This window comes from Paracoccus marinus, from assembly GCF_007018965.1.
GTDB lineage: Bacteria > Pseudomonadota > Alphaproteobacteria > Rhodobacterales > Rhodobacteraceae > Paracoccus > Paracoccus marinus.
On sequence record NZ_VJYZ01000007.1, the window covers coordinates 165,097 to 187,575 of the forward strand.

A 22,479-nucleotide genomic window follows, 5' to 3' on the forward strand; every position below is an offset into this window, starting at 1 on the left:
GCCGCTTTGGGGAGATCACGGATGAACATCGCCATCACCGCCGGCCTGCAGCTGAACCCGCCCGGCTTCGGGGCGGGGCTCGGCGCCTGGTCCCGCGAGAACGGTCTGTCGGGCGAGCCGACCTGGGCCGGCGTCCCGAACGCCGCCATCGTGCCCGGCGACCAGGACTTCGGCACCTGCATGGAGATCGTGAAGCAGGCGGACGTGACGCGCCTGCGCTTTGTCGGCGAAACGCCGATCCTGCCCGGCACCTACCTGCGCGTCTCGGCGAGGGTGAAGGCGATCGCGGGCAACCTGCCGCAGGTCCGCATCGGGGCCTGGGCGGGCACCGCGGGCCGCGTCCATGTCGATGGCGTGGCCGAGGCGGGGGCCGCGACCGCGCTGCGCGGTTACGGCGAGATCGTCGAGGTGTCGGCGATCGTGGGCGTGGGACGGCGTCCCGGCGTCACCATGTCGTGGGGCCGGACCGCGCAGATCGGGCATTTCGGGATCGACCTTGTCGGCGTCAACGGCGGCGCGGTCCGCATCGAAAGCATCCGCATCGAGGATGTGACGGCGGCGTTCCTGCCCGCGGGCCTCGACTGGGTGGACGTGCGCGACTTCGGCGCCGTGGGCGACGGCATCGCCAACGACCGCGACGCGTTCATCGCCGCCGACGCGGCCGCGAACGGGGGCGAGATCCTCGTGCCGGACGGGGTCTATTTCCTTGCCGCCGACACCGCGATCAAGGCGCCGGTGCGCTTCAAGGGCCGCATCACCATGCCGCGCGCCGCGCGCCTGTCGCTGCAGGGCCGGTTCGACTTTCCGACCTACGCCGACGCCTTCGGGGACGAGACCGAGGGGCTGAAGCGCGCGTTGCAGGCGCTGTTCGGGTTCACCGACCACACCGCGCTCGACCTCTGCGGCCGCCGCGTGGACCTGACCGAGCCGCTGGACGTAGCGGCCGCCTGCCCGGGTCTTGCCTCGTTTTCGAACCGCCGCGTGATCTGCAACGGCCAGATCGCGACGGTGTCGGGGACGGCGTGGAGGACGACGGCCGTCACGTCGAACGGCACCTACGACCCGGCGCGACCCGAGGAAATCCGCGCCGTGCCGCAGGTCGCGCAGATCGCGATCGGATCGCGCGTCAGCGGTGCGGGTGTGGGACGCGAGGTCTATGTCCGCGACCGCAACGTGGCCACCGGCACGCTGACGCTGTCGCAGCCGCTTTACGGCGGGGCGGGGACGCGCAGCTATACCTTCACCCGCGAAAGCTATGCGCTCGACTTCGCTGCCTTGGGCAACATCGACCGCCTGACCTTCGCCGATATCGAGTTCCTGATGGACGGGACTGGCAACGGCGTCATGCTGCCGCCCGCGGGCCAGCTCTGGACCTTCCGCGACTGTTTCTTCACCCGGCCGCAAAGCCGCGCGATCACCTCGATCGGGCGGGCCTGCCAGGATCTGGTCGTCGAACAGTGCCAGTTTTTGTCCGACGAGATGGGCGAGCTGGCGCAGAACCGCCGTTCCATCGCGATCAACGTGAACGGCAACGACACCAAGATCCGCAACAGCCGCTTCGTGCGCTTCGGCCATTTCATGGTCGCGAACGGCAACGGCCACATGATTTCCGGCAACCACTGGTTCCAGGGCGACAGCGCCACCTCGGGCGTGCGGTTCGCGGGGCTGGTCCTGACCTCGTGCAACCTGCAGGTCAACGTGACCGGCAACTACGTCGACAACGCCACCATCGAGTGGACGAACGAACACAGCGCCTATCCCAACTACAACCCGCAGTTCTACAGCTTCGGCGGGCTTACCATCACCGGGAACACCTTCCTCTGCTCGAACGTGGTGCCCGGATTCTCGTGGCTGGTCATCAAGCCCTATGGCACCGGGCAGTTCCTGCAGGGGCTGACGGTGATGGGGAACGTGTTCAAGTGCAGCGTGGGGCGCGTGACCCGGATCGACCGCGTGGATGCGACGATCGCCGGGCTGAACCACGCCTCGGCCCGCAACGTGGTCTTTTCGGGCAACAGCTTCACCGGGGTCGATACCTTCGTGGCGAACCCGGTCACGATCACCCACGCCCAGAACACCGCCGCCGCCAAGTGGGTCGTGGACACGGCGACCTCGCTTCCGTTCGGGGCCTTCGCGCTCAAGGTCGATTCGGTGATCGCCGAAACCCCGGTCCGGGGCGCGGGCGGGAACATCCTGTCGGAAATGCCGTTCGTATCAGTACGTGAGGGAACGTCGCAGGCCAATGTCGGCCTGAACTGGTCCGCGCCTGCGTCGGGCCGGATGGCAGTGCGGATCAGGATGGACAATCCGAGCTGAACTGCCGCGCGCGGTCCGCGCGGAAGCGATCATGCAAGCCTCGCCGGTTGGTCCGGCGGGGCCCTTTTTCCGTCAACGAGCTTGATTGCGACGGATGTTGGTCCTTGCTTGATGCGCGGAGCTTGGGGATGGTGCGGGCCGGACCATTGCGCCTGTCTTGTTTTCGCAAGCCCCCCGACCGGCCCGCCTGCGTGCCGCCAGCATCCATGATCGGTTCCGCGATGAAGATCGTTCTCGCCGCCCTCGCTTCGCTGACGCTCGCCTCGGACGCCGCCGCGCAGGACATGCCGCCGAACGTCACTGAAATCGTCTGCGGCATGGTCAGGGACCTGGCGTTCATCGCCGAAGGCATGCACCAGGCGGGCTATCCCGCGCGCGACACCGGCGCCTATATCGGCGAGCTGATCGGCAAGGCCCTGTCGAACCAGGGAGATGCGACGGACATCGGCATGCGACAGGTCTTCGCGGACGCGCTGGCCGCCGAATCGAAGGAGATCATCGCGATGGCCTACGCGCTGCCGCTGCACTTCGATGAGCGCGATCGTGAACTGTCCGCGCGGGTTCTATCGGACGTGGCCTACCAAAGCTGCTTCGTCAATCTGGCGGGCTCCTGATCCGAGGCCCCGGTGCCCGGTCCGTCCTGCGCCCGGCCGAACGCGCGATCGGCGGTTCCGCCTTTACCCGCGCGTTCTTGTGTCCATACTGTCGTGAAATCGGCCACTTGCGCCGCGCGGAGAGGCGCGTGCGCCGGATGACCGGACCGAAGGGGGACGCACAGATGACCGAAGCAGCGACGCTGCATCCCGTGCCGCCGGGCTGGGAAAACGCCCGCATCACGCCGGAGCTTTACACGCAGATGTATGCGGAATCGGTCGCGGACCCGGACGGGTTCTGGGGCCGCATCGGCCAGCGGCTGGACTGGATCACGCCCTATACGCGGGTCAAGAACACCGACTTCACGCTGGGGCAGGTGTCGATCCGCTGGTTCGAGGACGGCACCCTCAACGCCTGCGTCAACTGCGTGGACCGCCACCTGCCCGAACGCGCCGACCAGACCGCGATCATCTGGGAACCGGACGACCCCGCGCAGCCCGCGCGCCACATCACCTATGCGGAACTGTCCGACAAGGTGAACCGGATGGCCAACGTGTTCCTGAGCCAGGGGGTGATGCGCGGCGACCGGATCGTCATCTACATGCCGATGATCCCCGAGGCGGCCTTTGCGATGCTGGCCTGCGCCCGGATCGGGGCAATCCACTCGGTGGTGTTCGCGGGCTTCTCGCCCGACGCGCTTGCCAACCGCGTGAACGACTGCGGCGCCAAGCTGGTCATCACCGCCGACACCGCGCCGCGCGGCGGCAAGCGCACCGCGCTCAAGTCCAACACCGACGCGGCGATGCTGCATTGTTCGGACCGGGTGCGCGTCCTTGTCGTCAAGCACACCGGCGACCAGACGACCTGGATCCAGGGCCGCGACGTGGACGTGCTGGCGATGATGGAGCAGGTCGGCCCCGACTGCCCGCCGCGCCCGATGAACGCCGAGGATCCGCTGTTCATCCTGTACACCTCGGGCTCGACCGGAAAGCCCAAGGGGGTGATGCACACCACCGGCGGCTACCTGACCTATGCCGCCTTCACCCACGAATGCACCTTCGATTACCGCGACGGCGACATCTTCTGGTGCACCGCCGACGTGGGTTGGGTGACGGGGCACACCTATATCGTCTACGGTCCGCTTGCGAACGGCGCGACCACGGTGATGTTCGAGGGGATCCCGACCTGGCCCGATTTCGGCCGCTTCTGGGCCACCGTGGAAAGGCACCGGGTGACGCAGTTCTATGCCGCGCCCACCGCGCTGCGCACGCTGATGGGGCAGGGACCGGAATGGGTGGACAAGCACGACTTGTCCAGCCTGCGCCTGCTCGGCACGGTGGGCGAGCCGATCAACCCCGAGGCGTGGGTCTGGTACGACACCCATGTCGGCAAGCACCGCTGCCCCATCGTGGACACCTGGTGGCAGACCGAGACCGGCGGCCAGATGATCACCCCGCAGCCGGGCGCGACCCCGACCAAGCCCGGCTCGGCCACGGTTCCGTTCTTCGGGGTGAAGCCCGTGGTTCTGGACGCCGCGACCGGCACCCCGATCGAAGGGAACGGGGTCGAGGGCGTGCTTGCCATCGCCGACAGCTGGCCCGGGCAGATGCGGACGCTGTGGGGCGACCACGAACGGTTCGAATCGGCCTATTTCCAGCAGTATCCCGGCTACTACTTCACCGGCGACGGCTGCCGGCGCGACGAGGACGGGTATTACTGGATCACGGGGCGGGTCGATGACGTCATCAACGTCTCGGGCCACCGCATGGGCACGGCGGAGATCGAAAGCGCGCTCGTCGCCCACGCCAAGGTGGCCGAGGCGGCGGTCGTGGGCTTTCCGCACGACGTGAAGGGGCAGGGCATCTACGCCTATGTCACCGTGATGAACGACGCGACGCCGTCCGACGACCTGCGGCGCGAGCTGGAGGCGTGGGTGCGCGGCGAGATCGGACCCTTCGCCAAGCCCGACGTGATCCAGTGGGCGCCCGCGCTGCCCAAGACCCGGTCGGGCAAGATCATGCGCCGCATCCTTCGGAAGATCGCGGAAAACGACTTCGGCAGCCTGGGCGACACCTCGACGCTGGCCGATCCCGGGGTGGTGGACGAGCTGATCGAGAACCGGGTGGTCCGGGAATGACGCAGGCTTTCAAACCAACGCTGCGCGACGTCGCCGGCAACGCGGCAAGAGGGTCGGGAACGAAATGACGCGTGCCGGGACGGGGGCGGCCGAGCTGTCGCGACCGATGACGGGCGAGGAGAGGAAGGTTATCCTCGCCTCGTCGCTCGGCACGATCTTCGAATGGTACGACTTCTTCCTTTACGGCTCGCTGGCCGCGATCATCGGCGCGCAGTTCTTCAGCGGTTTCCCTGAAAGCACCCGCAACATCTTCGCGCTGCTGGCGTTTTCCGCCGGGTTCATCGTGCGGCCGCTGGGTGCGCTGGTGTTCGGCAGCGTCGGCGACAAGGTCGGGCGCAAATACACATTCCTCGTGACCATCGTCATCATGGGCCTGTCCACCTTCCTCGTGGGCCTGCTGCCGGGATACGAGGCGTGGGGCGTCGCCTCGCCCGTCATCCTGATCGCGCTGCGCATGTTGCAGGGGCTGGCGCTGGGGGGTGAGTTCGGGGGTGCCGCCACCTATGTCGCCGAACATGCGCCGCGCGGGCGGCGGGGCTATTACACCAGCTTCATCCAGACCACGACCTCGCTGGGGCTGCTGTTGTCGCTGATCGTGATCCTGGTTGCGCAAGGCTGGGTCAACGCGACCTTCGCGCCCGTGCCGCAAGTTGCGGGCGGGGTGCCGGTCCTTGGCCCCGACGGGCAGCAGGTGATGCTGGATCCGTTCCGGGTGTGGGGCTGGCGGATTCCGTTCCTGGGGTCCAGCGTGCTGCTGGCGATCTCGCTTTACATTCGGCTCAGGATGCAGGAATCGCCCGCCTTCCGGGCGATGAAGCGGCAGGGGGCCGGGTCGCGCGCGCCGCTGCGCGAGGCGTTCGGCCGCTGGAGGAACGCGCGCATCGCGCTGATCGCGCTGTTCGGGCTGGTCGCGGGGCAGGCGGTCGTGTCCTATTCAAGCCAGTTCTACGCCCTGTTCTTCATCGGCAACGTGGTCAAGCTGGACAGCTTCACGACCAACGTGCTGGTCGCCTGGTCGCTGATCCTGAGCACCGCGTTCTACGTGTTCTGGGGGGCGCTGTCGGACCGGGTGGGGCGCAAGCCGATCGTCATCGCCGGGCTGGTGCTGGCGGCGCTGTCGCTGTTTCCGGTGTTCGGCGCGATGACGCGGGTCGGCAACCCCGCGCTCGCCGCCGCGCAGGCCGGATCGGCGGTGACGGTGACGGCCGATCCCGCGACCTGCTCGTTCCAGTTCAACCCGACGGGAAGATCGTCGGCGTTCACCAGTTCCTGCGACATCGCCAAGGCGCTGCTGGCGAAGTCCTCGGTCAACTACGCGACCAGGGACGCGGCGGCCGGAACGCCCGCAAGCGTCACCGTGGGCGCGACCGTTATCCCCGCCTATGAAGGGACGCTGGCGGCGGGCGACCTTGCGGCCGCAAAGGCCGGGTTCGAGGGGGCGGTGCGCGACGCGCTGACCGCCGCAGGCTATCCGCAGGCGGGGTCGGGCAACGAGGACGTGGCCAAGGCCCGCCATTTCTTCGACATCTTCGGGCGCCAGAACCTGACGCTGGTCGCGCTGCTGACCTATCTCAACCTGCTCGTGACCATGGTCTGCGGCCCCACGGCGGCGGCGCTGGTCGAGCTGTTCCCGACCCGGATCCGCTATTCCGGCATGTCGCTGCCCTATCACATCGGCAACGGCTGGTTCGGGGGGCTGCTGCCCGCCACCGCCTTCGCGATCTCGGCGCAGGCGGGAAACATCTATGCAGGGCTCTGGTATGCGGTCATCGTGGCGTCAGCAACCGCGGTGATCGGCTTTCTTCTGGTGCCGTGGAACGGACACAGGCGCAGCCTGTTCGACGACGACATGCCCGGGCCCGTGCACGCGCCGCACCGCGCGGGCGACGCGCTGAACGCCGGATGACCCGGCGCTGAACGACGACCCGGCCGCCCGAGGAGGGGCGGTCCGGCGCGGCCGCGGCAGATTTCGCCGGGGGTCCGCGGAAAAGCAGGGCGGCCGGACCCAACCGGCCCCGTCAACTCATGGAGGGGAGGACAAGTTTCCATGGCAACCGCAGAACTACACCCCGTCGACCGCTCGCGGCCGATGACCGGCGAGGAAAAGAAGGTCATCCTGGCCTCGTCGCTCGGCACCGTCTTCGAATGGTACGACTTTTATCTTTACGGCTCGCTCGCCGCGATCATCGGCGCGCAGTTCTTCACCAGCTTCCCGGAAGCCACGCGCAACATCTTTGCGCTGCTGGCCTTTGCCGCAGGCTTCATCGTGCGGCCGTTCGGCGCGCTGGTGTTCGGGTCGCTCGGCGATCTGGTCGGGCGCAAGTACACCTTCCTCGTGACGATCGTCATCATGGGGCTGTCCACGTTCATCGTCGGCCTGCTGCCGGGATACGAGGCGTGGGGCGTGATCTCGCCCGTCATCCTGATCCTGCTGCGGATGCTGCAGGGCCTGGCGCTTGGCGGCGAATACGGCGGGGCCGCGACCTATGTCGCCGAACACGCGCCGCGCAATCGGCGCGGCTATTACACCAGCTGGATCCAGACCACGGCCACGATGGGCCTGCTGCTGTCGCTGATCGTGATCCTGATCGTGCAGAGCTACGTGAACGCCAACTACGCGCCGGTGCCGCAGTTCTCGGGCGGCGAGCCGCTGCTGGGCCCCGACGGGCAGCAGGTCCTGCTGGAACCGTTCAAGGCCTGGGGCTGGCGGATCCCGTTTCTGGGGTCGATCGTCCTTCTGGCAATCTCGCTCTACATCCGCCTGCAGATGGAGGAGAGCCCGGCGTTCCGCGCCATGAAGGCGGAAGGGGCGCAGTCCAAGGCGCCGCTGCGCGAGGCGTTCGGCCAGTGGCGGAACGCCAAGATCGCGCTGATCGCGCTGTTCGGCCTGACGGCGGGGCAGGCGGTGGTCTGGTATTCGGGCCAGTTCTACGCGCTGTTCTTCATCAACAACGTGGTCAAGGTGGACACCTTCACCTCGAACGTGCTGGTCGCGTGGTCGCTCATCATCGGGACGGCCGGGTTCGTGTTCTGGGGCTCGCTGTCGGACCGGGTGGGGCGCAAGCCGATCATCCTAGCGGGCTGCCTGCTGGCGGCGCTGACCTATTTCCCGGTGTTCAAGGCGATCACGCACACCGCGAACCCCGCGCTCGCGGCGGCGCAGGACAACACCACCGTCACCGTCAGCGCCGACCCCGACACCTGTTCGTTCCAGTTCAACCCGACCGGAACGGCCAAGTTCACCAGCTCGTGCGACATCGCCAAGGCGCTCCTGGCAAAGTCGTCGGTCAACTACACGACCGTGGACACCGCGCCCGGCACGCCCGCCAGCGTGACGGTGGGCGACACGGCGATCCCGGCCTATGAAGGGACGCTGGCGGGTGCGGACCTGACCGCGGCCAAGGCCGGGTTCGAGTCCGCCGTGAACGGCGCCCTGACTGCGGCGGGCTATCCGCTGGTCGCGGCCGAGAACACCACCATCGCCAAGGCCGACCACTTCTTCGACATCTTCAACGCCCAGAACTTCAAGCTGGTGCTGCTGCTGACCTATCTCATCATCCTGGTGACGATGGTCTACGGCCCGGTCGCAGCGGCGCTGGTCGAGCTGTTCCCGACCCGGATCCGGTATTCCGGCATGTCGCTGCCCTATCACATCGGCAACGGCTGGTTCGGGGGGCTGCTGCCTGCAACCGCCTTCGCCATCTCGGCGCAGGCGGGCAACATCTACGCGGGGCTATGGTACGCGATCATCGTGGCCGGGATGACGGTGATCGTGGGTCTGCTGCTGGTGCCGTGGAACGGGCACAAGCGCAGCCTGTTCGCCGACGGCACGGCGGCGCCGGGTGCGCCCGACGACCTGACCACGCCCGGATATCGCCGGACCTGATCGGTCGCCTGCACGCGAACCTGCACTTGAAAAGGGCCGGGGAAACCCGGCCCTTCTTCGTTCCGGCTACAGCGTGACGCGGGGCGCGGGGCCGGTCGGCACGGCGGGTGTGGCGGGGTCGGGGACGGCGGGCGCGGGGAACAGGGGCGCGGGCGCGGGCGCGGGGAACAGGGGCGCGGGCGCGACCGGCGCGGGCACCGCGGGGGACGGGACCGCCGGGGCGGGTACGGCCGGGGCGACCCCGGGCACCGCATCGCCGCCGGGCACCAGACGCTCCAGCCGGTCGGTGGGCGGCGGGGGCGGCGCGTCGGCGCGGCGGCGCAGGATGATGTCGCCGTTGGGCAGCCGCTCGGGGCGCTGATAGTTCTCGATGTCGTCCACCAGCCCGCCGAGTTCGCGCAGCGCGGGCGAGATTTCCTGCAACGTCCCCTCCATCGCGCCGGCGAGCCCTTCGAGATGCGGCTGCGCCTCGGTCAGCAGGTTGTCGAGGATCGACCCGATCGACCCGTCGTCGATCCCGGGCGCGGCCGCCGGTGGCGTCGTCCCCGGGGGGATGGCGGGCTGGTCGGCGCCGGGCATCTGGAAGCCCTGGGCCATCGCGCCGGTGGCAAGCGGCGCGACGGCGGCCAGCGACAGGGCGCAGGTGAGTGCGAGACGGTGAAGCATGTGACGGGTACCTTTGCGGGCGCGCGGTCTGTCGCGCTGAACGGTCGGGCGGAAAACGACCCGCGACGCGGCGGGGTTCCCGTGACGTCCTGCCCGCGCCCGTGGGGTACCGCGCCCCGCGCCCTTCCGGGTTAGGTTGCGGCGCGGGCGATCTCGGCCGCGCTGACGCCGTGCGCCTGCGCGATCCGGGCGCGGGCCGACAGCAGGCGGGGATCGTCGGGGCGCAGGCCCAGGGTGCGGATGAACTCGGCCCGCGACTTCGCCTTCAGCGCGTCCCGCGAGATCGCCGTGCCCAGCGCCCGGTCGATCACCTCGCCGCCCGGCGAGACGTGGAACCAGCGGGTGAAGTCGCGGAAATGGTGCTGGTTGTGCATCGTCGTGACGTGCTGTTCCAGCCGGCTGCGGCGCACGGGCAGATGCGCGGTCATGTGGAACCATTCATAGACGAGGAAGGTGCCGACGCCGCCCGTCAGCGTCACCGCCGCCGCGACCCGCCAGCCCATGCCGGGCAGCAGCAGCTCGCCCACCAACGCGGCGGCCAGCACATGCAGCGCCAGCATCGGCAGCGCGACGAAGGCCGGCACGAAGAACAGCGACGGGCAGGTCGGAAAGTCGTGGTGGCCGTAATGCGCGCGGTAGAGCAGGTCGAACTTCCACTGCTCGCGCGGCGGCGGCAGGTGGAAGAGGAAGCGGTGCATCGCGTATTCGTTCAGCATCTGCAGGCCGACGCCCACCGGCACCAGCGCCCACAGCCAGACCGGCCCTGTCAGGGTGGCGGCCAGTCCCAGCACGAATGCGGCGGCCAGAATGGCTACGGCGCGGTGCGACAGCATCAGGCGGATGCGTTCCATCGACCCCTCCCCAAAAGCGACGGTATCGTGACGAGCCTGCGGCCGACAGCGCGGCCGGTCAACCGGCGTCCGCGCGCGGGGGCGCGCCACGTCGCGTCAGATGGTGGCCGGGTCAGCCGCGATACTGGCTGCGATAGGTCTGCCACGCCTCGTTGATCGCCCGGGTCCGCGCCTCGGCCAGGCGGATCGCCTCGCGCGGAAGGCCGTGGGCCTGCGCGCGGTCGGGATGGTTCTCGCGCACGAGGTCGCGCCAGCGCGCGCGCGCCTCGTCCAAAGGCGTGCCGGGGGGGATGCCCAGCACGTCGCAGGGCGGGCAGCCCTGTTCGGGGTCGTGGCGGGCGCGCATGGCGGCGACGGTGCCGGGATCGACGCCGAAGATGCGCGCCACCTCGTCAAGGAACACGACCTCGCCCGGGGTCAGGCTGTGGTCGGCCATCGCGATCAGGTGCAGCCCTTCGAGCACGTCCACCAGCACCGGGTCGGCGGGCGGGAACATCGCGGCCATCCGCCCGGCCCACAGGTCGAAGCCCGCCACGTCGCGGCGGGCAAGGTCGAACACCTGCGCCGCGTGCCGTTCCTCGGTCCGGGGGATCTTGAAGATGCGGCGGAAGGCCGCGACCTCTTCCCGCGCGACGCGGCCGTCGGCCTTGGCGATCTTGGCGCCCAGCGCGATCACGGCGATGGTAAAGGCGACCGACCGTTCCGGCGGAACCGCGGCGCGGCCACCCACCAGCGCGGCCATGCGGTCGAGGATGCGCTGCCAGAAGCCACGCGGCTGCGGCAGGCGCGGCGCCGCGGCGCGCGTCGGGTGCGAAACATCGTCCATGCCGGTCAGGGTAGCGGTAACAGGGGGCGCAGGAAAGACGCGATCACGGAACGGGCGCGCCGTTTTCGCCCAGGTCCTTTCCCATCAGGACAAGATCGTGGAAGCGCCCGAACTTCCAGCCCGCCGCAGGAATCCGTCCCCATTCGGCAAAGCCCAGCTGCGCGTGAAACTGCACGCTCGCGCGGTTCCCGGCGGTGATCGCCCCGATCAGCACCCGCGCCCCGGCGGCGCTCGCATGCGCCTGAACCGCCGCCATCAAGGCGCGGCCGGTCCCCTTGCCGCGCTGCCCTTCCGCGACGTGGACCGTGTGTTCCAGCGTCCGCGCATAACCCGCGCCGCCCCGGAACTGCGAGGTCGAGGCAAAGCCCGTCACCCGGGCCCCGTCGATCGCGACCAGGAACGCGAAGCCGTCCCGCCGCCGCTCGGCGATCATGGCGGCGATGTCCGCCTGCGACCGCTCGGTCGGCCAGAAGGTGATGACGGTGTCGCGGATGATCGGGTTCCAGATGGCGGCGATGGCGTCCGCGTCGGCGGCGGTGGCGGGGCGGATCTGCATGGCGGACCTTTCGGCGGCGGTGGCGGGGCGGATCTGCATGGCGGACCTTTCGGCGGCGCGGAACGGCGGGCGGCGCGTGAGCCTACGCAACCGCGGACGCAAGCGAAAGCGCCCGGGCCGCCACGGACGCCCGCGCCGCCTAACGGCTGGACAGTCGGCCCGCCAAAACGCATGATCCGCAGCTATCCAGCGAGAAGATCCCAAGATCCGATGACGATCCGATGACCCAGGCCGATTTCCTGCAAGCCCCTTTCCCGCCCGCCCGCGTGCTGCCGGAAGGCCCACCCGAAGGCCCCGCCCGCTTCTTCAATCGCGAGCTGAGCTGGCTCAGCTTCAACTGGCGGGTGCTGGACGAGGCGCGGAACCTGCGGGTGCCCTTGCTGGAACGGCTGCGCTTCCTGTCGATCTCGGCCGCGAACCTCGACGAGTTCTTCACGGTCCGCGTCGCCGGCCTGCGCGAGCTGGTGCGCGAGGGGAATGCGACCGTGTCCGACGACGGGCTCAGCCCGGCCGAGCAGTTGGGGCTCATCAACGCCGACGCGCGGCGTCTGATGGCGGCGCAGCAGTCGGTCTGGAACACCCTGCGGCGCGAGATGGAAGCGGCCGGGATCGTCATCGTGACCCGCCAGACCGTCACCTCGGAAGAGGTCGAGTGGCTCGACCGCTACTTCCTCGACCAGGTGTTTCCGGTCGTGTCGCCGCTGGCGATCGACCCCGCGCATCCGTTCCCCTTCATCCCCAATCTCGGCTTTTCGCTGGCGGTGGAACTCGCCCGCGTCAGCGACGGCCGCCGGCTGGAGGCGCTGCTTCCGATTCCGGGGCAGCTTGCGCGCTTCGTGGCGCTGCCCGGCGGGGCGCGGTTCCTGCGGCTGGAGGACCTGCTGCTGATGAACCTCGACCGGCTGTTTCCGGGCTACAGCGACGCCGGCCACTGCGCCTTCCGCGTGCTGCGCGACAGCGATCTTGAGGTCGAGGACGAAGCCGAGGACCTGGTGCGCGAGTTCGAGCACGCGCTGAAGCGCCGCCGCCGGGGCGAGGTCGTGCGGCTGAAGCTGACCGCGGGCGCAACCGAACGCCTGCGCCGCCTCATCATGTCCGAACTCCACGTCACGCCCGAGGAGGTGGTCGAGGTCGATGGCCTGGTCGGCATGGCCGACCTGTCCGAACTGGTTCTGGACAGCCGCCGCGATCTTCTGTGGCCGTCCTTCGTCCCGCGCGTGCCCGAGCGGGTGCAGGACCACGACGGCGACATGTTCGCGGCGATCCGGCAAAAGGACATGCTGCTGCACCACCCGTATGAGACGTTCGACATGGTGATCCGCTTTCTCGCGCAGGCGGCGGTCGATCCGAACGTGCTGGCGATCAAGCAGACGCTCTACCGCACCAGCCGCGACAGCCCGATCGTGGACGCGCTGTGCGAGGCGGCGGAATCGGGCAAGTCCGTGACCGCGCTGGTGGAGCTGAAGGCGCGCTTCGACGAGGCCGCGAACATTCGCCAGTCGCGCCGGCTGGAACGGGCGGGCGCGCATGTCGTCTACGGCTTCATGAACTACAAGACCCACGCCAAGATCAGCAGCGTCGTGCGGCGCGAGGGCGACCGGCTGGTGACCTATACCCATTACGGCACCGGCAACTACCACCCCATCACCGCCCGCATCTACACCGACCTGTCGCTGTTCACCTGCGACCCGGCGCTGGGGCGGGACGCGACCAAGGTCTTCAACTACCTGTCGGGCTACGTGCAGCCGGACGGGCTGGAGAACCTCTCGATCTCGCCCTTTGCGCTGAAGGACAAGCTGGTCGAGCTGATCGGCCGCGAGGCGGAGCTTGCGCGGCAGGGCCGCCGCGCCGCGATCTGGGCCAAGATGAACAGCCTGACCGAGCGCGAGGTGATCGAGGCGCTTTATGCCGCGTCGCAGGCGGGGGTGAAGATCAACCTGGTCATCCGCGGCATCTGCGGCCTCAGGCCCGGAATCGACGGTCTGTCCGCGAACATCCGCGTCAAGTCGATCGTCGGCCGGTTCCTGGAACACAGCCGGATCGTCTGCTTCGGCAACGGCCACGGCCTGCCGTCGCGCAAGGCGCGGGTGTTCATCAGCTCGGCCGACTGGATGGACCGCAACCTGAACCGGCGGGTGGAAACACTGGTCGAATGCATGAACGACACCGTCAAGGCGCAGATCACCAGCCAGGTCATGGCCGCCAACATGGCGGACGAGGCGCAAAGCTGGATCCTGCAGCCCGACGGGCGCTATCTGCGCCACCTGCCGGCGGGGCGCGACGACCTGTTCAACTGCCACCGCTTCTTCATGGAAAACCCGTCGCTCTCCGGGCGGGGAACCGCCGGTGCGCGGGACGTTCCGGCATTGACCCACTCGCTGGATTGAACCACACAACCGCCGAGCCGTTGATCCGCGCAACCGCGACACCTGCCCGGGAGAGTTTCCGATGTCCGTCAAGACCGTCTCGGGGCGCAGCTTTGCGCCGTTCGGCAAGGACCGCGGCGTCCTGTCGGCGCGCGAGTTGCAGCGGGTGGGCGTCGTCGATGTCGGCTCGAACTCGATCCGCATGGTTGTCTTTGACGGCGCGGCCCGCAGCCCCGCCTATTTCTACAACGAAAAGGTCATGGCCGGACTGGGGCAGGGGCTCGCCACCACCGGCAAGCTGAACCCCGAGGGCGCGGTCCGCGGCATGGCCGCGCTGCGCCGCTTCAGCGAGCTGGCCGAGGGGATGGGCATCCACCCGCTGACCTGCGTGGCGACCGCCGCCGTGCGCGAGGCCGAGGACGGCCCCGCCTTCCAGCGCCAGGTCGAAGAGGAAACCGGCCTGAAGCTGTGGGTCATCGACGGCAAGGAAGAGGCGCGGCTGTCGGCGCAGGGCGTGCTGCTGGGCTGGCCCGACGCCCGCGGCCTTGTCTGCGACATCGGCGGCAACTCGATGGAGCTGGCCAAGGTCGCGGACGGCGAGGTGGGCGACCGCGTCACATCTGCCCTCGGGCCGTTCCGGTTGCAGCAGGTCGAGGGCAAGGGACTTCGCAAGCATATCGAAAAGATCATGTCCGGCCTTGCGGGCGAGATGGGGACCGATCACGAGCGGATCTATCTGGTCGGCGGATCGTGGCGGGCGATCGCCCGGCTCGACATGGAACGGCGCGGCTACCCGATGACGGTGCTGCACGAATACCGCATGACGCCCGACGACGTGATGGCCACGGTCAAATGGGCCGGCGACCAGTCGCTGGACGAGCTGCGCGCGCAGACCGGCATCTCGCAGGGGCGGATGGAGCTGGTGCCGCTGGCGATGCAGGTCCTGCGCGAGCTGGTGCAGTCGTTCGACCCGCCCGAGATCGCCGTCAGCGCCTATGGCATCCGCGAGGGGCTGCTCTACGAGCAGATGCCCGACACGATCCGCAGGCGCGACCCGCTGATCGAGGCGGCGCGGTTTACCGAACGGCAGATGGCGCGGATGCCGGGGTTCGGCAAGAAGCTTTACCAGTTCCTGTCGCCGCTGTTTCAGGACATCTCGTCCGACCACGATCGGCTGGTCCGCGCCGCCTGCCTGCTGCACGACACAAGCTGGCGCGCGCACCCCGACTATCGCGCCGAATCCTGTTTCGACAACGTGACGCGCGCGAACCTTGCCGCGCTGTCGCATCCGCAGCGGGTGTTCCTGGGGCTGGCGCTGCTGCACCGCTACAAGAACAGCCGAGCCGGATCGGTGATGGAGCCGCTGCTGACGCTGCTGACCGACGACCAGATCGACAAGGCCGAGATCCTGGGCAAGGCGATGCGTTTCGGGGCCATGTTCTCGGTCCGCGATCCGGCCGAGGCGGGGGAGCTGACGCTTGACCGAGGCGCGGACACGCTGACGCTGACGCTGACCCGGATGGGCCGCGCGCTGATGGGCGAGGTCGCGGAGGCGCGGTTCAAGTCGCTGTGCGCGGCGATGAAGGTGGAGCCGGTCGTCGTCTGACCGGGGCGCTTCACGCGGCGGGGTCGCGCGGGGTCAGGCCCGGTTGTCCACCTGCCGCAGCAGCGTCGCGAGCAGGTCGCGGCTTTCGTCCAGTTTCCGGCGCTGCCCGTCCACCTGCGCGATCTGCTTGCGCAGCAGCGCGGCAAGCTCGTCGCAGGGCTCGAACTCTGACCGCCCGGCCAGCGCGCAGGGCAGAAAGTGGCTGATCTCGGGCAGGGTCATCCCGGCCGCGCCAAGCGACCTGATCCGCCCGACCGTCGCCACGTCCTCGGCCCCGTAGTCACGATAGCCGTTGCCGTTCCGCGCGGGATCGAGAAGGCCCCGCGCCTCGTAATACCGCAGCATGCGGACGCTGACTCCGGTGCGGTCCGCAAGCTCGCCGATCTTCATGCACGTCCCCCTTGACCCTGACAGCGCTGTCATCGTCTAGACCACCCGCTCACCCATGCGAACCCCATGAGGAGCATCCATGTCCACGTCCGATCACGCCACCCTGCTCAACGGCCGCGCGGCCACCGCCGCCGACCTCGCGCCGCTGGCATTCGCCGGCTTCGCCCACTTCACCGCCATGCAACTGCGCGGCGGCCGGGTGCGGGGGCTCGACCTTCACCTTGACCGGCTTCGCCATGCGTCGCGGCGGATGTTCGGCGCGGCCCTTGCCGACGACGTCGTGCGCGATCGTCTCCGCGAGGCGGCTGAGGCGGCTGAGGCGGCGGCAGGCGCCGGCCCCGACCACTCGCTGACCGCCACGATGTTTTCCCGTGTGGGAGAGTTCACCCCCGCCGGCGCGGACGACGACCCGGCCATCCTAGTGCGGACCGCGCCGCCGTCGGACGGCCCTTCCGGTCCGCTGCGCCTTGACGCGGTGCGCCACACCCGCCCGCTCGCGGACATCAAGCAGGTCGGCGAATCCACCAAGACGATTTATCTGCGCCAGGCCGTCGCCCGGGGTTTCGACGACGCCGCCTATGTCGATGCGGACGGACGGCTGAGCGAGGCGACGATCTGGAACCTCGTGTTCTGGGACGGCCGGGCCGTCGTCTGGCCGCGGGCCGAGATGCTGGACGGGATCACGCAGCAGATCGTCCGGCGCCAGCTGCAACGGTCCGGCGTGCCGCAGCGGACGGCGGAGTTGAGGCCCGACGACGCGGCCCGGATGGCGGGGGCGGCGGTGATGAACTCGTGGACGCCCGGCGTTCCGGTCGGCGCGATCGGCGATGCGGCGATCCCCGTCGCGGGGGACTTCATGCAGCTTCTGCACGGGGCCTATCAGGAGGAGCCGGCGGTCGATGTCTGAAGCGCCGCTTCGGGCAGAACGGGCGGGACGGCGAGCCGCTGGCCGCCTCAGTCCCGCCACAGCGGAAAACGCAACCGGCAGTAGCTGGCGATCGCCATCGACACCGACACCGACCCGTCCTGCGGGCCGGACCCGAACTCGGACACGCCCGCGTTCTCGGCCCGTTTGTCGGGATCGACGGTAAAGACGATGCCCTGACCCTTGCGGCGAGGTTCGGGGGTGGCGCGCCACAGGCGGGTCTTGCCGGGCAGGCCCATGACCTGTTCGGCAAGGTCGCCCGCCGCGCACCAGTAGCTGGTGTCCGAACGCCCGGAATCGAACGGGACCGCGATCTCGGTCGGGCTGACCTGCTGGGCGACCATGCCGTTACGCGCGGTAAAGGCCGACGCGGGCAGCGGCGCCAGCGCGAGGGCGGCGGCGAGGATCGGGATCAGGCGCATGGCGGTCACTCCGAATGGGGCAGGCGGCAAGCAAGGGCGGGTCGCGCGGGACCGGAGACGAATGATGCGCCCGCCCGGCCCGCCGGCACAATCACGTTTGGCTGAACGGGTACGGCGAGCGGGCGAGATGCGGGCCGAACGCGCCGCCCCGTGCATGGAAAAGGGCGCCACGCGGGCGCCCTTTCCGTTGCTCGACCGAAGCGGTCGGGCGGGGACATTACATCATGTCCATCCCGCCCATGCCGCCCATGCCGCCGCCCATGCCAGCGCCCGCGGCGCCTTTGGGTTCGGGCTTTTCAGCGATCATGGCTTCGGTGGTGATCAGCAGGCCCGCGATCGAGGCCGCGTCTTCCAGCGCGGTGCGGACGACCTTGGCCGGGTCGATCACGCCGAACTTGAACATGTCGCCATATTCTTCGGTCTGGGCGTTGAAGCCGAACGACTTGTCGTCCGATTCGCGCACCTTGCCGGCCACGACGGCGCCGTCGACGCCCGCGTTCTCGGCGATCTGGCGCATCGGCGCTTCCAGCGCACGGCGGACGATGGCGATGCCGGCGTTCTGGTCGGCGTTGCCGCCTTCCATGCCTTCCAGCGCCTTGCCGCCCTGGACGAGCGCGACACCGCCGCCCACGACGACGCCTTCCTGCACCGCTGCGCGGGTCGCGTTCAGCGCGTCATCGACGCGGTCCTTGCGCTCCTTCACCTCGACTTCGGTCATGCCGCCGACGCGGATGACGGCGACGCCGCCAGCCAGCTTGGCCACGCGTTCCTGCAGCTTTTCCTTGTCGTAGTCCGAGGTGGTTTCCTCGATCTGCTGACGGATCTGGCTGACGCGGGCCTCGATCTCGGCCTTTTCACCCGAACCATCGACGATGGTGGTGTTGTCCTTGTTGATCGAGATCTTCTTGGCGCGGCCCAGCATGTCGATGCTGACGTTTTCCAGCTTCATGCCAAGATCGTCCGAGATCACCTGGCCGCCGGTCAGGATCGCGATGTCCTGCAGCATGGCCTTGCGGCGATCGCCGAAGCCCGGAGCCTTGACGGCCGCGACCTTCAGGCCGCCGCGCAGGCGGTTGACGACCAGCGTGGCCAGCGCCTCGCCCTCGACATCCTCGGCGACGATCAGCAGCGGCTTGCCGGTCTGGATCACGCTTTCCAGCAGCGGGACCATCGGCTGCAGCGACGACAGCTTCTTCTCGTGCAGCAGGATGTAGGCATCCTCGAGCTCGGCGATCATCTTCTCGGGGTTGGTCACGAAGTAGGACGACAGGTAGCCGCGGTCGAACTGCATGCCCTCGACGACTTCGACTTCCGTCTCCATCCCCTTGTTTTCTTCGACGGTGATGACACCCTCGTTGCCGACCTTCTGCATCGCCTCGGCGATCTGCTGGCCGATGAAGGCTTCGCCGTTGGCCGAGATGGTGCCGACCTGGGCGACTTCGGCGGTGTCGTTGACCGGGCGCGAGGCCGACTTGATCGACTCCACCACGCGGGCGGTCGCAAGGTCGATGCCGCGCTTGAGGTCCATCGGGTTCATGCCGGCGGCGACCGCCTTCATGCCTTCCTTGACGATGGCTTGCGCCAGCACCGTCGCGGTGGTGGTGCCGTCGCCGGCCTCGTCATTGGTGCGCGACGCGACTTCGCGGACCATCTGCGCGCCCATGTTCTCGAACTTGTCGGTCAGCTCGATTTCCTTGGCGACCGAGACGCCGTCCTTGGTGATGCGCGGGGCGCCGAACGACTTGTCGATGACCACGTTGCGGCCCTTCGGGCCCAGCGTCACCTTGACCGCGTCGGCCAGGATGTTGACGCCTTTCAGCATGCGGTCGCGGGCGTCAGTGCTGAACTTGACTTCCTTGCCAGCCATTTACCTAATCCTTCTGAAACAGTTTGAAGCGATGTCCGTCAGGGTTCGCCGGCTCAGCCGATGATCCCGAGAATGTCGCTTTCCTTCATGATGAGCAGCTCTTCGCCGTCCAGCGTCACTTCGGTGCCCGACCATTTGCCGAACAGGATCTTGTCGCCGGCCTTGACCGAGGGGGCGATCAGCTCGCCCGAGTCCTTGCGCGCGCCCTCGCCGACCGAGACGATCTCGCCCTCGGCGGGTTTTTCCTTGGCGGTGTCGGGGATGATCAGCCCGCCCTTGGTCTTTTCGTCCGACTGGACGCGGCGGACCAGAACGCGGTCGTGCAGCGGTTTGAATGCCATCGTGGTACACTCCGATGTTTCAGGTTGCAGGTGTTGGCACTCTGCTTTGATGAGTGCCAATCGGGGGCTGATCTAGGCGCGGGGCAGGGCCAAGTCAACAGCCCGGGTCAACTGCCCGTGACGCGGTCTTGGTTGCGCCGCGCGGGCGTGGCAGGGTCTGGCGGACGCGTCCCCGGTCCGGTCGCAGGAACATCCGGCAAACCCTTGCGCCGGCGACGGAAAGGAAACGGAAATGAAGCGGTTGATCCTTGCGGCGACGCTGTGGGCCATGACGGGGGTGTCCGCGAATGCGGGCGCGCAGGCGGCCTGCACGGGGCGCAACCTGTTCGACGACCTGACCCCCGCGATGCGGGCCGAGGTGGCGGCGGCGGCGTCGCGGGTCCCGCACTCGGAAGGAACGGTGTGGGAGGCGCGCAAGGGCGATGCGCGGATGCTGATTCTTGGCACCTACCACTTCACCGATCCGCGCCATGCCGACGCGGTCGCGGCCCTGAAGCCTCGGATCGAGAACGCCGCGACGCTGATGGTCGAGGTGTCGCCCGAAGACCAGGAAAAGCTCAAGGCGCGGCTTCTGTCCGAGCCCGACCTGCTGATGGACCCCGTCGGGCCCAGCCTGCCCGAACGGATGGGCAAGGAACAATGGGCGGCCCTGTCCGAAGCGGCGGCCGAACGCGGCGTGCCCGCGATCCTCGCCAGCCGGATGCGGCCCTGGTACGCGGCGATGACCCTGTCGATGTCGCCCTGCATGATGGCCGAGATGCGCGCCCCCGGCGGGGCGCCCGCCGGCATGGACATGATGCTGATGGACACGGCCGAAAAGGCGGGTGTCCCGGTGCGCTCGCTTGAACCCTACGACACCGTGCTGGGCATGTTCGACGACCTGTCGCCCGAGGACGAGATCGACATGGTCCTGTGGTCGCTGCCCGGCGCCGAACACGCCGACGACTTCACGACCACCACCGCCGCCGCCTTCTTCGCCGGAAAGGTGTGGGAGCTGTGGGAGTTCTCGCGCCTCGATTCCTACATCAATTCGGGCCTGAGCCGGGCCGAGGTGGACCGGCAGGTGGCGCTGGCGCAGGAGCGGCTGATGGACCGGCGGAACCGCGCGTGGATCGCGCCGTTGACCGCTGCTGCAGAGGCGGCGGTAAGGCCTGAGGCAGGGGACACGCCCGCCGGGCGCGAGGTCGTGGCGGCGGTGGGCGCGCTGCACCTGCCGGGCGAGCAGGGCGTGCTGCGGCTGCTGGAACGGGACGGATGGACGGTGGAGAGGGTGGCGCGATGAGCATGACCGAGGAACGCTGGGCGGACGAAGAGGCGTGGTGGACCATGGGCGCGGCCGAGGCGCGGCGGCGCACCCACCCCGCCGCAGTGATGGCGTTCGGTTTCGGACTCCTGCAGGGCGAGGAGATCTTCGCGGCGCTCGACAACGGCCCCGGCTGGGACAGCGTCGGCATGAGCGACCGCCGCATGGTGGAAAACGAAGATTGCGTGGTGCTGGGCTATGCCGCCACGGCCCGGCGGCCCGACGGGTCGGACTACGCCGCGTTCTGCACCTCGACCTGGGTCCGGCAGGGCGACGACTGGCAGATCGTGCAGCACCAGCAGACGGTGCGCGCGCCTTCGTGACATGCGGCGGGCAGCGCGCGGCGCGAGGCTGGCGGGGTCGATAGACAAGCGCTGGGGCCGATCCTATAAGCCGCGCGAAACCGCTTTCCCGAAAGGTCCCCCATGATCCAGGTGTTCGGCCACAAGGCCCCCGATACCGATTCCACCGGCTCGCCGCTCATCTGGGCGTGGTACCTGACCGAGGTCCGCAAGACCCCGGCCAAGGCCGTGCTGCAGGGGTCGCCCAACACCGAGGCCGTGTGGATGCTGGGCCGCTGGGGCGTGGACATGCCCGAGTTCATCACCGACGTGGCGCCGGGCGATCAGTGCGTGATCGTGGACACCAACAACCTGGCCGAGCTGCCCGCCTCGATCAACGAGGCCGAGGTGATGGAGGTGATCGACCATCACCTGCTGGCCGGCGGGCTGAAGACCCGGCTGCCGATCAACATCACGATCCGCCCGCTCGCCTGCACCGCGACGATCATGCACGACCTGATCGGCGCAGACGACATGGCCCGCGCGCCCGAATGGGTGAAGGGCATGATGCTGACCTGCATCCTGTCGGACACCCTGCAGTTCCGCAGCCCCACCACGACCCCGCACGACCGCTTCGTGGCCGAGAACCTGGCCCGCGACCTGGGCATCGACATCCCGGATTACGCGACCGAGATGTTCACCGCCAAATCCGACGTCTCGGCCTTTGATGACGCCTCGCTGCTGCGGATGGACAGCAAGGAATACGAACTCGACGGGCGGCTGCTGCGCGTGTCGGTGCTGGAAACCACCGCGCCGCAGGTCCTTCTGGACCGCAAGGCCGCGCTGATGGCCGCGATCCCGGCCGTCGCCGCCGAGGACGGCGCGCACGAGGTCCTGATGTTCATCGTGGACATCCTGAACGAGCAGGCGACGCTGCTGATCCCCAACGACTACGTCCGCCGGGTGGCCGAGCGGTCGTTCGGCGTGACGGTCACGGGCGACAGCGTGGTCCTGCCGGGCGTCGTCAGCCGCAAGAAGCAGATCATCCCCGTCCTGCAGGCCTGATCCGCCGCGCCGAAAGCCTGGGGGCGTTCCGCCCCCTTGGGCCTTCCGGCCCCTGCCTCGCTGAGAACGGTCCACCGGACC

19 protein-coding genes are annotated in these 22,479 nt (G+C 68.8%); 11 read left to right on the top strand and 8 right to left on the bottom strand.

Features of this window, described 5'->3' with window-relative positions; genetic code table 11:
• The first annotated feature begins 21 nt into the window (after positions 1–21).
• From FNF32_RS05065 to FNF32_RS05085, 5 genes are all read left to right on the top strand, one after another.
• Positions 22–2,316, top strand: a complete 2,295-nt coding sequence (locus tag FNF32_RS05065) for a right-handed parallel beta-helix repeat-containing protein (RefSeq protein ID WP_131675010.1) — start codon at positions 22–24, stop codon at positions 2,314–2,316.
• Between the two features lie 206 nt (positions 2,317–2,522).
• On the top strand, positions 2,523–2,930 hold the full coding sequence (locus FNF32_RS05070; protein WP_185961856.1) for a hypothetical protein: 408 nt from the start codon (positions 2,523–2,525) through the stop codon (positions 2,928–2,930).
• 164 nt (positions 2,931–3,094) lie between these two features.
• A complete protein-coding gene (gene acs / locus FNF32_RS05075) occupies positions 3,095–5,047 on the top strand; it encodes an acetate--CoA ligase (RefSeq protein ID WP_131675012.1) in 1,953 nt (650 codons plus the stop codon).
• 64 nt (positions 5,048–5,111) lie between these two features.
• The gene (locus FNF32_RS05080; RefSeq protein WP_221930658.1) at positions 5,112–6,953 is read left to right on the top strand and encodes an MFS transporter; all 1,842 of its coding nucleotides are present in this window, start codon (positions 5,112–5,114) and stop codon (positions 6,951–6,953) included.
• Between the two features lie 141 nt (positions 6,954–7,094).
• Positions 7,095–8,933, top strand: coding sequence for an MFS transporter (locus tag FNF32_RS05085; protein WP_221930659.1), 1,839 nt, complete (start codon positions 7,095–7,097; stop codon positions 8,931–8,933).
• 66 nt (positions 8,934–8,999) lie between these two features.
• Here the strand turns inward: FNF32_RS05085 and FNF32_RS15265 are convergent, their stop codons facing one another.
• The 4 genes from FNF32_RS15265 to FNF32_RS05105 form a co-directional block, all read right to left on the bottom strand.
• Complete coding sequence (locus FNF32_RS15265) at positions 9,000–9,599, bottom strand: hypothetical protein (protein ID WP_185961857.1); 600 nt, start codon at positions 9,597–9,599, stop codon at positions 9,000–9,002.
• A gap of 131 nt (positions 9,600–9,730) precedes the next feature.
• Positions 9,731–10,450, bottom strand: a complete 720-nt coding sequence (locus FNF32_RS05095) for a sterol desaturase family protein (protein ID WP_131673805.1) — start codon at positions 10,448–10,450, stop codon at positions 9,731–9,733.
• 112 nt (positions 10,451–10,562) lie between these two features.
• Entirely contained in the window at positions 10,563–11,276 is a 714-nt protein-coding gene (locus tag FNF32_RS05100) for a molecular chaperone DjiA (protein ID WP_131673804.1), read from the bottom strand.
• Positions 11,277–11,319: 43 nt separating this feature from the next.
• Entirely contained in the window at positions 11,320–11,871 is a 552-nt protein-coding gene (locus FNF32_RS05105) for a GNAT family N-acetyltransferase (RefSeq protein WP_246087694.1), read from the bottom strand.
• Positions 11,872–12,053: 182 nt separating this feature from the next.
• Between FNF32_RS05105 and FNF32_RS05110 the strand changes: the two genes are divergently transcribed.
• Complete coding sequence (locus FNF32_RS05110; RefSeq protein ID WP_131673803.1) at positions 12,054–14,219, top strand: RNA degradosome polyphosphate kinase; 2,166 nt, start codon at positions 12,054–12,056, stop codon at positions 14,217–14,219.
• Positions 14,220–14,280: 61 nt separating this feature from the next.
• Entirely contained in the window at positions 14,281–15,804 is a 1,524-nt protein-coding gene (locus FNF32_RS05115; RefSeq protein WP_131673802.1) for a Ppx/GppA family phosphatase, read from the top strand.
• A 33-nt stretch (positions 15,805–15,837) separates the two neighbouring features.
• Here the strand turns inward: FNF32_RS05115 and FNF32_RS05120 are convergent, their stop codons facing one another.
• Positions 15,838–16,194, bottom strand: coding sequence for a MerR family transcriptional regulator (locus FNF32_RS05120; protein ID WP_131673801.1), 357 nt, complete (start codon positions 16,192–16,194; stop codon positions 15,838–15,840).
• A gap of 79 nt (positions 16,195–16,273) precedes the next feature.
• Between FNF32_RS05120 and FNF32_RS05125 the strand changes: the two genes are divergently transcribed.
• The gene (locus FNF32_RS05125; protein ID WP_131673800.1) at positions 16,274–17,101 is read left to right on the top strand and encodes an aminotransferase class IV family protein; all 828 of its coding nucleotides are present in this window, start codon (positions 16,274–16,276) and stop codon (positions 17,099–17,101) included.
• Positions 17,102–17,148: 47 nt separating this feature from the next.
• Here the strand turns inward: FNF32_RS05125 and FNF32_RS05130 are convergent, their stop codons facing one another.
• The 3 genes from FNF32_RS05130 to FNF32_RS05140 all read right to left on the bottom strand — a co-directional run bounded on the left by FNF32_RS05130 (position 17,149) and on the right by FNF32_RS05140 (position 19,749).
• The gene (locus FNF32_RS05130; RefSeq protein WP_143796503.1) at positions 17,149–17,550 is read right to left on the bottom strand and encodes a hypothetical protein; all 402 of its coding nucleotides are present in this window, start codon (positions 17,548–17,550) and stop codon (positions 17,149–17,151) included.
• 208 nt (positions 17,551–17,758) lie between these two features.
• Positions 17,759–19,408, bottom strand: coding sequence for a chaperonin GroEL (gene groL / locus FNF32_RS05135; RefSeq protein ID WP_131673798.1), 1,650 nt, complete (start codon positions 19,406–19,408; stop codon positions 17,759–17,761).
• 53 nt (positions 19,409–19,461) lie between these two features.
• Entirely contained in the window at positions 19,462–19,749 is a 288-nt protein-coding gene (locus tag FNF32_RS05140) for a co-chaperone GroES (RefSeq protein WP_131673797.1), read from the bottom strand.
• Between the two features lie 232 nt (positions 19,750–19,981).
• Between FNF32_RS05140 and FNF32_RS05145 the strand changes: the two genes are divergently transcribed.
• The 3 genes from FNF32_RS05145 to FNF32_RS05155 all read left to right on the top strand — a co-directional run bounded on the left by FNF32_RS05145 (position 19,982) and on the right by FNF32_RS05155 (position 22,398).
• Complete coding sequence (locus tag FNF32_RS05145; protein WP_131673796.1) at positions 19,982–21,031, top strand: TraB/GumN family protein; 1,050 nt, start codon at positions 19,982–19,984, stop codon at positions 21,029–21,031.
• A complete protein-coding gene (locus FNF32_RS05150; protein ID WP_131673795.1) occupies positions 21,028–21,375 on the top strand; it encodes a DUF4440 domain-containing protein in 348 nt (115 codons plus the stop codon). The genes FNF32_RS05145 and FNF32_RS05150 overlap by 4 nt, the downstream gene beginning before the upstream one ends.
• 102 nt (positions 21,376–21,477) lie before the next feature.
• On the top strand, positions 21,478–22,398 hold the full coding sequence (locus tag FNF32_RS05155; RefSeq protein WP_131673794.1) for a manganese-dependent inorganic pyrophosphatase: 921 nt from the start codon (positions 21,478–21,480) through the stop codon (positions 22,396–22,398).
• The last annotated feature ends 81 nt before the right edge of the window (positions 22,399–22,479 follow it).